The sequence below is a fragment of the Haloferula chungangensis genome (assembly GCF_042664875.1).
GTDB lineage: Bacteria > Verrucomicrobiota > Verrucomicrobiia > Verrucomicrobiales > Akkermansiaceae > Haloferula > Haloferula chungangensis.
Genome location: NZ_JBHTBS010000001.1, coordinates 90909 through 104998, shown reverse-complemented (window position 1 = coordinate 104998; position 14090 = coordinate 90909). Strand labels below are relative to the sequence as shown.

At 59.3% G+C, this 14090-nt stretch carries 8 protein-coding genes; all 8 read left to right on the top strand.

The features are described 5' to 3' along the window. Positions 1-45 precede the first annotated feature (45 nt). The gene (locus ACFQY0_RS00420; RefSeq protein ID WP_379707919.1) at positions 46-1635 is read left to right on the top strand and encodes a serine/threonine-protein kinase; all 1590 of its coding nucleotides are present in this window, start codon (positions 46-48) and stop codon (positions 1633-1635) included. Between the two features lie 193 nt (positions 1636-1828). After that, positions 1829-5302: a serine/threonine-protein kinase gene (locus ACFQY0_RS00415; protein ID WP_379707917.1), complete on the top strand. Its 3474-nt coding sequence runs from the start codon at positions 1829-1831 to the stop codon at positions 5300-5302. A gap of 9 nt (positions 5303-5311) precedes the next feature. Then, positions 5312-5992, top strand: coding sequence for an RNA polymerase sigma factor (locus ACFQY0_RS00410; protein WP_379707915.1), 681 nt, complete (start codon positions 5312-5314; stop codon positions 5990-5992). Between the two features lie 142 nt (positions 5993-6134). Beyond that, positions 6135-7430 carry a histidine--tRNA ligase gene (gene hisS, locus ACFQY0_RS00405; protein ID WP_379707913.1) on the top strand — a complete coding sequence of 432 codons (1296 nt, stop codon included), beginning with the start codon at positions 6135-6137 and terminating at the stop codon, positions 7428-7430. A 24-nt stretch (positions 7431-7454) separates the two neighbouring features. Beyond that, complete coding sequence (locus tag ACFQY0_RS00400; protein ID WP_379707911.1) at positions 7455-7823, top strand: GxxExxY protein; 369 nt, start codon at positions 7455-7457, stop codon at positions 7821-7823. Positions 7824-7889: 66 nt separating this feature from the next. Then, positions 7890-9707: an aspartate--tRNA ligase gene (aspS, locus tag ACFQY0_RS00395; protein WP_379707909.1), complete on the top strand. Its 1818-nt coding sequence runs from the start codon at positions 7890-7892 to the stop codon at positions 9705-9707. 45 nt (positions 9708-9752) lie between these two features. After that, positions 9753-10151: a DUF3293 domain-containing protein gene (locus tag ACFQY0_RS00390; RefSeq protein ID WP_379707907.1), complete on the top strand. Its 399-nt coding sequence runs from the start codon at positions 9753-9755 to the stop codon at positions 10149-10151. Positions 10152-10303: 152 nt separating this feature from the next. After that, positions 10304-14077 carry a phosphoribosylformylglycinamidine synthase gene (locus ACFQY0_RS00385; protein WP_379707905.1) on the top strand — a complete coding sequence of 1258 codons (3774 nt, stop codon included), beginning with the start codon at positions 10304-10306 and terminating at the stop codon, positions 14075-14077. Positions 14078-14090 lie beyond the last annotated feature (13 nt).

Sequence of the window (14090 nt, the reverse complement as noted above, 5' to 3'; positions counted from 1 at the left end):
CTTGTAACATTCCCGAGTCGACGTCCTAGAGGGAAGTTGAGAACCATGACCCATTCCCCGACCACCTGCCCCGATTGTGGCGCCGCATTTTCTGCCGACTCCCCTCAGCAACTCTGCCCGACCTGCCTGCTCAAGCAGGCCTTCGCATCACGGACCGTCGACCAACCTCTCAGCGAGCTTTCACCGCCCCCCTCCCCCGAGGAAATCGCCGACAGTTTCCCGCAATTCGAAGTCACCGAATGCCTCGGCCGCGGCGGAATGGGCGTCGTCTATAAAGCCCGCCAGAAATCCCTCAACCGCTGGGTCGCCATCAAGGTGCTCGCTCCGGAGAAAATCGACGACGAAAAGTTCGCCGAACGCTTCGCCCGCGAAGCCCGGACACTTGCCCAACTCAATCACCCGAACATCGTCACCGTTCATGACTACGGTGAAACCGACGGACTCTACTACATCGTCATGGAGTTCGTTGATGGAGTGAATCTCCGAGACCTGCTCCGCGATGGGAAAATCGAATCCACCCAGGCCCTAACCATCGTTCCCCCGATCTGCGAAGCGCTTCAGTACGCTCACGACAAGGGGATCGTTCACCGTGACATCAAACCCGAGAACCTTCTCATCGATCGTGAGGGCCGCGTCAAGATCGCCGACTTCGGCATTGCTTCACTCGTCGGTACCACCGGCGAGTCCTCCGGCACCCCGCCCTACATGGCACCCGAGCAAGGAGCCCACAGCCACGTCGACCACCGCGCCGACATCTACGCCCTCGGTGCCGTGCTTTACGAAATGCTCACCGGCGATCGCCCGAGCAGCCCCCTCGATCTCCCTTCTCAAAAGGTCCAGCTCGACATCCGCATCGATGACATCGTCCTCCGCGCCCTCAGCAAAGAACCCAAACGACGCTACCGCACTGCGAATGAATTCCGCAGCGTCGTTGAAACGTTCTCAACCTGCTATCCGCCATCGATATCAAGCCCTTTGGGAAAACAAACTACCTCACCTCAATTCGTTTCCATCAATAAACAAGGCATGTTTCGTCGCTGGTGGTGGATTCTACTTCTCATGATTCTCTCGACACCATGGCTATTCGAATTTGGCACTCGAACGTATCTATATTTGGCACCGAAATTCTATTCAGCCTCCGCAATCATTCAGTTTAGCGGGGATGCGGCTACAAAGCCATCCGATGCCATAGCCAAGGAACTGGCTAGCCCAAATCATCTAAGGGCTGTTTCGAAAGACCTGGAACTCGAATCCCGGTGGGCGCTCTCGGAAGCAAAAACATTGCAGAGGCTCGATACAATGATCTCAATTCGACCCTCATCTGAAGCAGGCACGTGCCAGATTGAGATTAATTCTGACGAACTCGGCATACCCACTCTAATGATTGATACTCTTTTGCGATCCTTCGAAGGAGACCCTCGTCTCTCGCCGTTTGAGACCATTTCACTGTCGTCGAATGGCTCAACGCCTCAGGCAGATTTCGGCGAACTGAGAACATTCAGCAGATACTTCTTTCCTCTCATTTTCGGACTCCTTGCTGTCTTTATCATGGCGCTCCTTCAACGCCTGTTTCCTGAAAAAATCCCTACCCTCAATGACCGAAGCGGCAGAGACACTTCACTGCCCAATCCCTAAATGCTCCATCAATTCCCGATCGGGCCAACAAAGAATCACATCAAAGAGCCGCAATCCGCCTTCGTTGATATAGCAGGAAAAAGCACCCATTGCTCCGCAAAATCGTCCGCGCACGCGATGCCCCCCAATCCCGCCCCTCGCCATTTGAAAAATCAGTTTGTAACCTCGCGCCGTCCTTCCGTCAGGAACCCGTGTGAATCCGAAAACCTGCCCCACTTGCCACGCCCCCATTCCGCCTGACGCGCCGGGCGGCTTCTGTCCGGCCTGCCTGCTGCGCGATGCCGAGGAGCCGGCGCCCGCTGGCAAGGCCGCGCCATCGCTGGAGGAAATCGCCGCTGCGTTCCCGCGCTGGGAGATTGTCCGCCTCATCGGCCAGGGCGGAATGGGCTTCGTCTATCAGGTCCATCAGCCCAACCTCGACCGCACCGTCGCGCTGAAGATCCTCGCGCCCGAACTCAGTCGCGATCCGGCATTCGCGGAACGCTTCGCCCGCGAGGCCCGCACCCTCGGCAAGCTCAGCCATCCCAACATCGTCGCGGTTTACGAACACGGTGAAACCGGCGGCTTCTTCTATCTGCTGATGGAATACGTTGATGGCGTGAACCTCCGTCAGGCGATGCGCGCCGGGCGCTTCACCCCGGAGCAGGCACTCGCCATCGTCCCGCCGATCTGCGACGCGCTCCAGGCAGCACACGCCCAAGGCGTCTGGCACCGCGACATCAAGCCGGAGAACATCCTGCTCGATTCACGGGGCGGCGTGAAGATCGCCGACTTCGGCATCGCCCGCATCGTCGGCGATCCCCACCGTGAATTCACCCTCACCCTAACAGGAGGCGTGCTTGGAAGCGCCGCCTACATGGCCCCCGAACAACACGAGAACCCGCGCGGCGTCGACCACCGCGCCGACATCTACAGCCTCGGAGTTGTCATTTATGAAATGCTCACCGGCGAACTTCCCTTGGGCCGCTTCCCCGCCCCCAGCCAACGCGCTGCGGTGAATGCCCGCATCGACGAGATCGTCTTCCGAACCTTGGAAAAGGAACGCGAGCTGCGGCAGCAGAGTGCGGATGAAGTGAAAACGGAGGTGGGAAATTCGACGAAACATTCCGAAAGAAGAGAGCCGCAAAGTAATGCTACGCAGCCCGCACTGCTCCCTGCACTATTCCTCTGGATGCTGGTATTGCTAATTGGCGGAGGAACGATCACAGCGATGGGATATTTAAAGGCACGTGAAGTCGCTCCTATGTTGGACGTCAATTCCATCTGGAGCGTGATCAATTCTCCAGAATCCGTTCGTGAAAGCGGATTAGATCCAGGCATCTTGACCGCCTTCTGGCCTGGAGTCATTGCATTCGCTTTGGGGCTGTTTGGCTTGAGTTGGTGTTACTTCGCATGGAGACGAAGTGAAGTTCGGTCGCCAGCGCACGGCAATCAAAGCGAACCAGGGCAGCAAAACGCGAACGAAGTGAAGGCCGAGGTGAAAGGGGTCAAAACTGATCCCAATGGCAGAAACCCTCCCAGGAGTCCCGAGCAATTCCTCACGCTTCGGCGGTTTCAAGTCACGGCGCTGATTGGCGTTGGACTCGTCTTCGATCTGCTTGCCACGAGTTTGCCCTCTCGTCTCGAAACCTGGGCGATCATCACCTCCCTCATCGGCCGGATGGGGATCTTCGCAGGAATCGTTATCGCCTTGTTCACCATCTATCAGCAACGACCCGCGAAGTGGTTGGCCGTCCTGTGCGTGGCACTCACCTTTCTGGCGCTGATGGTGGTCGGGGTTTTCCTGCCTCCACCCGTCATTCTCTTGCTGCCAATCATCACAATCCTATTCTGGCTGCTGCCGATAGGAAGTGGATCGAGCGGAAATGAACCCGCACCCACCCGGGAAGATGCCCCTGCACGCAAACGCAAGGCAAAGGGGAAAATCCTTCGACCCATTGTTGCCGTCATCCTTGGTCTCCTGGCTACGGTCATGATCATCCTGATTCCAACTTTCAGCTCCCCCTTATCAGAACCCGCCTCCGCCGACCCAAAGGAATCCGTGAAGCTTCAATTCAATCACCCGGATGAGATGATTGGAGGAACGGAAATCACCCTTCCTACCACAGTTTCCAGGAGATGGATCCCGAATACCGGAACACCGATCTCCCTGAAGTCAGGAGGCACGGTTTGGGTCAAGGTTCGCTTAACTGAAGCCGATCGGAACCAGGTTCTCGCTCTCGTAGCTAGCTCCACCGATGAAACAAAATGGGACACCCAATCCGTCTCCCTCGAAAGAGGCGCCCCGGCGAAGGAGATTCGTTTTCAGAACGGGACCGTAGCAAGGGTCGAACGATTCAGCGTTGGGCAAAATACTCCGTCAAAAGTTTCTGCCGAGACTCCCAACGCTGATCCGCCTACTCCGTCGAACGACTGGAAAATTGACCAGGCGAGCCTCGCAAAACCCAAGCAGGTCGACGAGGAAAAGGATTGGGCACCCAAGCAGGAATACATCAAGGATGGGGACATGCGTGCGGCACGCGGCGACTTCACCGGGGCGGTGAAAAGTTATCGCGCCGCCAGCGACATGATTGCGAAGGTCCAGCAGAAACACCCCGAGGCCCTGCTGGAAACTCAGTCACAATGTCTCGAGCGAATCGGCGACGTCCAATGCAGGCAAGGAGCGCTCCACGACGCACTTGAGACCTATCGCGCCTGCTCGGCCATCTTGAGAGACCACCTCGAAAAGACTCCCGAAGATGTAAAACTGAGGGATCCCCTCACCCACGTTCAAGTGAAGATCGGCGACGTTCTTCAAGCCTCAGGCGATCAAGCAGGCGCCACCCGGAGCTATCGGGACGCCGTGGCCGTGGCCGAAAGGCTGGAGAAGAACTGGGAGACCGAGTACCCCAACGATAGCAGCGGAGACCGGCTGGCCAGAAACTACAAGGCCGAGAACGTGTTCCGCCTCATCGACGAGAAGGACCGATACTCATGGGATCTGATGTGGATGATTGGTCAGGCGGCGGCCGACAAGGATGATCGACTGCTCCCCCTGTTAGATAGAAAGGATCTTCGAGAGGATGCCACGCTGGCCCTTGCTCTGGCCGGGTACGATTATTCCCTGAATGGCAACCCAAGCGGCTTGGATTTCATCCTCGCGGAGTTGTCCAAACAGAAAGTCGGCGCGGATGTCAACGAGGTGTGCGTGCTCTCGTTCATCGATGAATGGGATCGCACTACCAAGGCGATCAATTCACATTTCCTCGCGACTGACGGGGCCGGCGGGGAATGCATGATCTCCTTCTGGGGAAGGCGCATGTTGCTGTTCCCCCGCCACTACCTTGAGTTCAAGGGAAAGGCCGGAGATGGAGCGCCAATTGTCGCGGCCTTGAAGGAAGCCGGTGAGGCCATGGAAGCCCTCATTGAAGCGGCACGGCACAAGAACCTCCGGGTCTTTCAAGGCAGCTTCTCCAAAGTCTTCAAAAAATCACTGGCGAAGAAGGGCGAGAGCCTGGATAACTTCGGAGACTTTGGGAACATAAGCGTCGTCAGTGCGTCCTTGCCAGACGCGTCCAATGCCGAGGTGCTCGTCGAAGCCAATGACGGCAGCAAGCGGCGCTTCACGTTCTGGATGGTGCTCGAAGACGGGGCATGGAAGTTGAACGCGCTTCATGCGAAACGCTGATCGAATTCGATGACAGATTCCAACTTCCACCCCACCCATTGGACGCTGGTCCTTCGCGCTCGTGGCGAGGGTGAAGGGGCAATCGCGGCCTTGTCCGAGCTCTGCGCGGCCTACTACGCACCGGTCGTCGCCTTCCTGCGGCGCGACGGACGTCAGGAAGACGCGGCCCGCGAAACGGCCCACGCGTTTTTCGAATCGCTGTTAGCCAGCGGGGTCGGAGCACCTGATCCGGGACGCGGACGCTTCCGCAACTATCTCCTGGGTGCGTTAAAACACTTTCTGTCCAAACAGCGCGACGCGTCTCGCGCGGGAAAGCGCGGCAATGGGGTGGAGCATGTCCCGCTGCTGGATGAAGCCGCCCGCGGAGCGCCGGACGACACGCTCGCCTTTGACCGGGAATGGGCCCACACGCTTATCACTCGCTCGCTAGCCGCGCTGGAAGCCGAGCAGGCAGGAAAAGCCGAGATCTTCGCCACCCTGAAACCCTGGCTCGACGGCGGTGTCCAACATTCCCAGGCCGACGCCGCACGCTCGCTCGGAATCTCGGAGACGGCGGTGAAAGTGGCCATTCACCGTCTCCGCGTCCGCTTCCGCGAGCTGATCCGCAGCGAAATCGCCGCTACCGTGAGCGACCCCGCCGAAGCGGCCGACGAACTCCGCCACCTCATCGCCGTCGCCAACGCAGGGTGAAATCCCCGGACGGACCATCCGATTGCGAAGCTGCATTCCCATGATCCTGCCTTCCAGTATCAAGCTTCGAATCCCGCCTTGAACTCCGTGCTTCTCCGTGCATCCTCCCCGCCCGCTCGGGTCCAACCGCCCGGCCAAGACCATGGCAGCACCTCGTTTTCAAGCACTTCCGGGATTCCGCGATTTCACACCACGCGAATGCGCCGTGCGCAATTACCTCTTTGAAACCTGGCGCTCGGTCGCCCGGACCTACGGCTTCGTCGAATACGAGAGCCCAATCCTCGAAGACACCTCGCTTTACCTGAAGAAATCCGGTGGCGAACTCTCCTCCCAGCTCTTCCGATTCGAAGACCAGGGCGGTCGCGACGTCTGTCTTCGCCCGGAGGTCACCGCCTCGCTCGCCCGTATTGCCGCTCAGCACCAGCGCGATTTCCCGAAGCCGCTCAAGTGGTTCGAAATCGGCCAGTGCTTCCGCTACGAGAAACCGCAAAAAGGCCGCGGCCGCGAGTTCCACCAGTTCAATGTCGACATCCTCGGTGAGGCCGGCCCCGCTGCTGATGCGGAATTGATCGCGCTGTCCATCGACACCATGCGCGCCTTCGGATTCGAAGAAGGCGATTTCGTCGTGCGCGTGTCCGATCGCCAGGCATGGATCGATTTCGCCTCAAAGCGCGACATCGACGAAGAACGCATCCCCGAGTTCCTCCAAATCATCGACAAGCTCGAGCGCGAGAAGCCCGATGTCACCGGGCAAAAGCTCAGCACGTTCGGACTCAGCACCGAGGAAGTGACGGAGTTCATCAAGAATCCGGAGAATGCCTCCTCCGCATTCGAAGCGATCAGCGAAGATCTCGAAGCGCGCGGTATGGCACCCTTCCTCGAACTCGACCTTTCGATCGTCCGCGGACTCGCCTACTACACCGGCATCGTCTTCGAAGTCTTCGATTCGAAGAAATCGATGCGCGCGGTGGCCGGAGGCGGTCGCTATGACACTTTGGTCGGCACCATTTCCGATGGCGGCTGTGAGATGCCTGCCACCGGTTTCGCGATGGGCGACTACGTGATCCGCAACCTCATCGAGGAAACCACCGACGCCCTGATGCAGATGGAAGTCTGGCTTCAGCGATCCGGAGCGGCCTGTGATGTCTTCCTTGTGATTGCCGACGAAACCAAGCGCTCCGACGCCCTCGCCATCCTCTCCGAACTGCGCGAAGCCGGCATCGCCTGCGATCTGCCCTTCGGTCAGGCCAAGCTCGGCAAGCAGCTCAAGCGTGCCGAGCAATCCGGCGCGCGCTTCGCACTTGTCGTTGGCTCCGAGTTGCCCGAGCTCCAACTGAAAGTCCTCGCCTCCCGCACCGAAGAATCCTGCCACGTCCTCGGCCTCGCCGACTGGCTCACCGACCGCCTCCAACAGCCCGACGGTCCTTTGCTTGCTTAAAAAGCCAGGACCAGGATGGATAGGATGAATTTTGAAACCGAAACCAAGGAAATCATTGGAATAGCTTTTGAAGTCATGAATGAAGTTGGCTGTGGCTATCGCGAGAAGGCCTACGAACGCGCAATGGTTCGTGAATTCCAACTAAGGTCCATTCCCTACGATCAACAGAAGATCTTCCCCCTAGTCTACAAGGACATTGAAATCGACAGCCTGATCCCCGATCTGATCGCCTACGACCAGATCATCATCGACACCAAGACCATCAAATACATTACGGACCGGGAACTCGCCCAAATGCTCAGTTATCTTCAGGCAGCAAAGTTATCCCTCGGCCTCATCATCAATTTCGGAAATCCAAAAGTAGAAGTAAAGAGAGTTTACCCGCTCAAATAGAGCCAATTCTCATCCTGCCTTTATCCAATCCATCCTATCCATCCTGGTCCCCATTTTCAGAAAGCCATGCGCACTCATCACTGCAACGAAATCCGCCCGTCACACATCGGCCAAGAGGCCACACTCATCGGCTGGATCAATACGGTCCGCGATCAAGGCGGTGTCATCTTTGTCGACCTCCGCGACCGCGAAGGCATCACCCAGTGTGTCTTCCGCCCGGAGGAAAGCGCCGAGGCTGCCGAGATCTCGCACAAGCTCCGCAGTGAAGACGTCATCCAGGTCAAGGGCATCGTCCGCGAGCGACTCAAAGCCGAAGGCATCGACACAACCAACGACAATCTCGAGACCGGACAGGTCGAACTCGTTGTCGCCAGCGTCACCATCGTCAACAAGGCCGAGGTCCTTCCCTTCCAACTCGACAAGGAACTTTCCAACGAGGACTTGCGGATGAAGTACCGCTACCTCGACATCCGTCGCCCACGGATGACGCGCAACCTGCGCACCCGCCACCGTGTCACCAAGTCCACACGCGACTTCCTCGACGAGCAGGGCTTCTGCGAAATCGAAACGCCGATCCTTTCCAAGTCCACACCGGAGGGTGCGCGTGACTTCCTCGTCCCATCGCGTCTGCAAAGCGGCCACTTCTACGCCCTGCCCCAGGCACCTCAGCAGTACAAGCAGTTGCTGATGGTCGGCGGCATCGAGAAGTATTTCCAGATCGCCAAGTGCTTCCGCGATGAAGACCTCCGTGCAGATCGCCAGCCTGAGTTCACCCAGATCGATATCGAGGCCTCCTTTGTCGATCAGGATGACGTCATCGCCTTGGTCGAAGGCCTTCTCGGCCGCATTTTCAAGGACGCACGCGACACGGAAATCCCGGCATCCTTCGAACGCATCACCTGGAAACAGGCAATGGACCAGTATGGTTCCGACAAGCCCGATCGCCGTTTCGGACTGAACTTTGTCGACCTCACCGAGGAACTCAAGGACTGCGAATTCCGCGTCTTCTCGGGAGCCGTCGCTTCCGGTGGTGTGGTCAAGGCGATCAACGCCAAAGGCTTCGCCGACATCTCGACCGGTCAGATCGACAAGCTCACCAAGCTCGCTCAGGCAGCCGGCGCGAAAGGCCTTGCCTACATTCAAGCACGTGGCGAAGAGCGCGACACCTGGCGCTCGCCATTCGTCAAGCGCATGACCGACGCCGAAGTGGAAGCGCTTCGCAGCAAGCTTAATATCGAAGCCGGTGACTTGATCCTCTTCGCCGCCGACCAGTGGGAACCCGCCTGCGACGTTCTCGGCCGCGTGCGTCTCGCCTGCGCCGAAATGCAGAACCTGTTAGAAGGCAACACCGAGCTCGATTTCCTCTGGGTCACCGAGTTCCCGCTGCTTGCCTTTGATGAAGAGGAAGGCCGCTACGTCGCCGTTCACCATCCTTTCACCCGCCCGCTCAAGGAAGACGAAGAGAAGCTCCTCAAAGGCGAGCTCTCCACCGACCTCCGCGCGCAAGCCTACGACGTCGTACTCAACGGCAATGAGCTTGGTGGTGGATCGGTCCGGATCCACGAAGCGCCGCTTCAGTCCGCCATGTTCACCGCGCTCGGCATTTCCGAAGAGCAGGCTCAGGAAGAGTTCAGCCACATTCTCGACGCCTTCAAGTTCGGTGCCCCTCCCCACGGCGGTCTCGCCCTCGGACTTGATCGACTCGTCATGCTGATCTGCGGCGAAGAATCGATCCGCGAAGTCATCGCCTTCCCGAAAAACAACAAGGGCAGCGATCTCATGTCGCTGTCGCCTGCCGAAGTGGATCCAAAACAACTCCGCGACCTGCGCATTCAAACGACTGGCAAGAAGCCTGCCCCCGCAGCAGGATCACCGGTTGCCTGAGCCTGGCCGCTCCGCCCGGTTCCACACGGAACCGGTTCGAGGACCATGTCTGCCGAGCTTCCCGCCGCCTATCTCGATACCGTCTTCATTCTGCAAGATCCACCGGATCCCTTGCCGCTTGCATTCGCCATCGTCACGGCTTTCAACCCGATGGACGAAGCTCAATCGCCCGACGAGAACTGGGCGGCGGACCTGAGATTGCAGGGACGTTTGGCCGCGGTCGGCTGGGAACGATTTCGAGCCACGGGCTGCTCGCCGGACCAGTCGCACACGGAGCCCGGATGGGCGATCGTCTGCCCCCTCGATGCCGCCGTGGACCTCGCCCGCCACTTCAACCAACGTGCGATTTGGTGGATTGAACATGATCAGCTCCATCTGATCGGATGCGAAAACCCCAATCCGCAACCCGTCGCCCGATTCTCCGATCGCGTCCTGCCGTCGTGATCGCTCCCAATTTGATGCCTCACCCCCCTGCGACGGGCTCAAAACGGTGATTTCCTTCCGGATTTGCCCTTTTCCCGCCCATCCGGACTTCTCCGCCTTGCTCTCCCCTGCGGACCCGCTACCTTCGCCCGCTTCCACTGGTCAGCACCCACATGCAGCGCATTTTCGTCGAAAAGAAGCCTTCCTTCGCCACTGAGGCGAAGCATCTCCTCGCAGATCTTCGCGAGTCTCTCAATCTCAAGAGTCTCGACAAGCTCCGCATCGTCCAGCGCTACGAGGCCGATGGCCTGACCGCCGAGGAATTCGATGCCGCCGTCAAACTCGTGCTCTCCGAGCCACAGATTGATACCGCCAGCCGTGAACTCGTCCAGAGCCCCGACGAACACGCCTTCGCCGTGGAATACCTGCCCGGCCAGTTCGACCAGCGCGCCGATTCCGCCGCCCAGTGCATTCAGATCCTCACCGGAAAAGAACGTCCGGTCGTCATCTCCGCCAAAGTCATTCTCCTCCAGGGCGGGCTTTCTCAGGACGATATCGATCGGATCAAAGCCTACGTCATCAACGCCGTGGATTCCCATGAGGTCGATGTCGCTGCCGACACCGTTCGCGCCACTCCTTCCGCTCCTGCCGACGTCGAAATCCTCTCCGATTTCAACAGCGGCTCACCCGCCGAAATCCGTAGCAAGTTCGGCCTCGCGATGTCCGAAGAAGACGTCGCCTTCTGCCAGAACTACTTCGGCAAGGAGGAGAACCGTGCACCCAGCATCACCGAGCTCAAGATGCTCGACACCTACTGGTCCGACCATTGCCGCCACACGACTTTCCTAACAAAGATCGACGACGTGACCTTCGACGAAGGCACCGAGCCGATTCAGCGGGCATGGAAAACCTACCTCGCCACCCGTGACAATCTCGGCCGTCAGGACAAACCCGTCACGCTGATGGACATCGCCCTGATGGGCATGCGCGAACTGCGTGCCTCCGGCGAACTCCACAACCTCGAAGAGTCCGAGGAGATCAACGCCGCCTCGATCATCGTTCCCGTCAAAATTGACGAACGTGACGAGGAAGAGTGGCTCATCCAGTTCAAGAACGAAACGCACAACCACCCGACCGAGATCGAACCCTTCGGTGGAGCCGCCACCTGTCTCGGCGGCTGCATTCGCGATCCGCTTTCCGGACGTTCCTACGTCTATCAGGCGATGCGCGTCACCGGTGCTGCCGATCCGCGCACCCCATTTTCCGAGACCCTTCCCGGCAAACTTCCGCAAAAGAAAATCTGCCAGATCGCAGCGAGGGGTTACTCGTCCTACGGAAACCAGATTGGTCTCGCGACCGGCCAGGTCGCCGAGGTCTATCACCTCGGCTACGTCGCCAAGCGCATGGAAATTGGTGCCGTGGTCGCCGCCGCACCCCGCTCGAATGTTTTTCGCGGAGCCCCCGCAAACGGCGATCTCATCCTGCTCATCGGTGGTCGCACCGGCCGCGATGGCGTCGGTGGTGCCACCGGTTCCTCGAAGGAACACACCGACACCGCCCTCGACAACTCCGCTGAGGTGCAGAAAGGCGACGCTCCGACCGAACGCAAAATCCAGCGACTTTTCCGCAATGCGGAGCTGTCGAAGAAAATCAAAATCTGCAACGACTTCGGAGCGGGTGGTGTCTCTGTCGCGATTGGTGAGATTGCCCCATCGCTCGACATCGACCTCGATGCCCTGCCGAAAAAATACGACGGCCTCGATGGCACCGAGCTTGCCATCTCCGAATCCCAGGAACGCATGGCCGTCTGCGTCGATCCCGCTGACGCCCCCTACTTCATCGCCGAGTCCGACAAGGAGAATCTCGAATGCGTCCACGTCGCCACCGTCCGTGACCACGGGCGTCTGCGTATGACCTGGCGTGGAAAGGAGATCGTCAACCTCTCGCGCGCTTTCCTCGACACCAACGGCGTCCAACTCAGCGCCACGATCCACGTCAACGCGCCGACCCCCTCCACTTCCTCCCACAGCTCAAAGCTCGCCGATCACCTGGCCCTCCTCAACCACGCCTCCCAAAAAGGCCTCGGAGAAATGTTCGATGGATCCGTCGGCGCCGGCACCGTGCTCTGGCCATTCGGTGGTGAGAAGCAACTCACCCCGCCCGACGCCATGGTCGCCAAGCTTCCTCTGTTAGAGGGTGACACCGATGTCGCCACCTACATGTCGTGGGCTTTCAATCCCGATCTTTCCTCCGACTCTCCTTTCCACGGAGCCGCCTCGGCCGTCGCCGAGTCCGCCTGCAAGATCGTCGCCGCCGGCGCACGCCTCAGCGACATCCGTCTCACCCTTCAGGAATATTTCCCGAAACTCGGCGACGATCCGTCGCGCTGGGGACTCCCCTTCGCCGCCCTGCTTGGTGCCTTCGATGCCCAGCACGGCCTGCGCCTCGCCGCCATCGGCGGAAAGGACAGCATGTCCGGCTCCTTCAACGAGCTCGACGTCCCACCGACCCTTGTCTCCTTCGCCCTTGCTCCGGGAAAAGCCAGCCAGGCACTTTCCCCGGAACTGAAGCAGGCCGGAAGTACGATATCCCTCGTAGATATCCCCGCCACCGCCGAGAATCTCCCCGATTACGAGCGCATCAAGGAAGTCTCCGAAGAACTCCACAAGCTCGCCGCTGCCGGCAAGCTCATCTCCAGCAAATCCATCGGTCACGGCGGCCTCGCCCACGCCATTCCCCTCTGCTGCTTCGGCAACAACCTAGGCATGACCGTCCCGGTCATGAATCAGGAGGAGCTCTACAGACCCCGCCCCTACTCTTTCCTCATCGAGCACAGCGAAGCGCTCCCCGCTTCCCTCAACTCCGAAGAAATCGGCAAAGTCACCGAGGAAGCAATCCTTACCATCAACGGCGAAGCCCACCAGCTCGCCGACCTCCAATCCGCCTGGTCCGCCACCTTGGAACCGATCTTCCCCACCAAGGCGTCCGCTCAGGACCTCGACGACATCGTTGTGCAATCCCCTCAAGCATCCACCATCCACCATCCATCATCGACCATCGCCCAGCCGAAGGTGCTGATCCCCTCCTTCCCGGGAACCAACAGCGAATATGACTCCGCCAAGGCCTTCCGCGAGGCTGGTGGTGATGCCCACATCGAAGTGTTCCGCAACCTCACCCCGGCCCATCTCGAAGAGTCCCTCAAGACCCTCGCCGCCCAAATTCGCGAAAGCCAGATCCTCTTCCTGCCCGGTGGCTTCAGCGCCGGTGATGAACCCGACGGCTCTGCCAAGTTCATCGCCACCGTTTTGCGCAACCCGGAAGTTGCCGACGCCGTCATGGATCTCCTCAAGAACCGCGACGGACTCATCCTCGGCATCTGCAACGGCTTCCAGGCCCTGATCAAAACCGGTCTCGTCCCGTATGGCGAGGTCTTGGATGGAAGATGGGAGATTGAAGAGGGTGGATCGAAGATCGCGAACTCTTCATCCACCATCCACCATCCATCATCCACCATCACGCGCCACGCGCCCGCCGATCGCCCGACGCTTTTCCACAACGACATCAGCCGCCACATCTCCTGCTACGCGCCCACCGTCGTCACCAGCACCCTTTCCCCGTGGCTGGCTAACAGCCAGGTCGGAGACATCCATCGCGTGCCCTTCTCGCACGGCGAAGGGAAGTTCGTCGCATCGCCCGAAGTCATCGCCGAACTCGCCGCCCATGGCCAGATCGCCACTCGCTACTGCGATCCTAGTGGCAAGCCGAGCATGGACATCGCCTACAACCCGAACGGCTCGCTTGCCGCCATCGAAGGCATCACCAGCCCATGCGGACGCGTCTTCGGAAAAATGGGTCACACCGAGCGTCGAGGCACCCAGGTCGCCAAGAACATCCCCGGCAACAAACACCAGCCCTTGTTCAAGGCCGGGGTCGCCTATTTTTCGTAACCCCGGGGTTTCA